The following is a 926-nucleotide window of genomic DNA, read 5'->3' as shown; positions in this document are numbered from 1 at the left end:
GCAAAAAATTTAAGCCACTTAGAGGCTGTAGCCTCTAAATGATAATATCCAACACCCACTAAAAGCAACACCTACAGGTTTACACTTTTAGTGTTTGGACTCCTCCCCCTTCGCTCGCCGCTACTAAGGGAATCTCGTTTTGATTTCTTTTCCTCAGGGTACTAAGATGTTTCAATTCTCCTGCTTGTTCTTATACAGCTACTTCTTTCACTGCATAATACCAGTGCTCCACACTGGTGGGTTTCCCCATTCGGATATCCACGGATCTACGCTTATTTAGCAGCTCCCCGCGGCTTTTCGCAGCCGGTCACGTCCTTCTTCAACTCTGAATGCCTAGGCATCCACCATAAGCTCTTTCTAGCTTAATCTATATTATTTCCTATATGCATTTTTCAATGTACAGTTTTGACGGGCTCGATGCCCGAATGCTAACTTATCCTTGCGTTTTCAAAAGAAAAGTTAGTGAAATGGTGGAGGTAAGCGGATTCGAACCGCTGACCTCCTGCTTGCAAGGCAGGCGCTCTCCCAGCTGAGCTATACCCCCATGACGGCCTCAATGGCCTAATGCTAATCCAACCATTTGTAATATTAAAGAAGGATTAGTGTGACGACCTCAATGGTCTAATTGTGAATGGTGGGTCTAGGTAGATTTGAACTACCGACCTCACGCTTATCAGGCGTGCGCTCTGACCAACTGAGCTATAGACCCATTCTCTTTTTAAATTAATATAAATCCTTACACATTTACTGCAGGATTTATATCTCTTTTTTCTATTTTGATTAGAAAGTCCTATCTCTGGCTATTAAGCCTTCAATAAACCTTCAAAATTAAACAGCAAGCTCACGTTTTCTCCTTAGAAAGGAGGTGATCCAGCCGCACCTTCCGGTACGGCTACCTTGTTACGACTTCACCCCTCTTACCGGAC

General features: G+C 43.7%; 2 tRNA genes and 2 rRNA genes. All 4 read right to left on the bottom strand.

Annotated elements, in window-relative coordinates:
* Positions 1 to 368 (bottom strand): 23S ribosomal RNA (locus LJ207_RS12240); the annotation flags it as partial.
* A 100-nt stretch (positions 369 to 468) separates the two neighbouring features.
* A tRNA-Ala gene (locus tag LJ207_RS12235) sits at positions 469 to 544 on the bottom strand.
* An 88-nt stretch (positions 545 to 632) separates the two neighbouring features.
* Positions 633 to 709: transfer RNA gene (locus LJ207_RS12230), tRNA-Ile, on the bottom strand.
* Between the two features lie 149 nt (positions 710 to 858).
* Positions 859 to 926 (bottom strand): 16S ribosomal RNA (locus tag LJ207_RS12225); the annotation flags it as partial.

Origin of the sequence: Halanaerobium polyolivorans, assembly GCF_020711195.1 — a bacterium.
Taxonomy (GTDB): Bacteria; Bacillota; Halanaerobiia; order Halanaerobiales; family Halanaerobiaceae; genus Halanaerobium; species Halanaerobium polyolivorans.
This window is presented reverse-complemented; position numbering and strand designations above follow the sequence as displayed.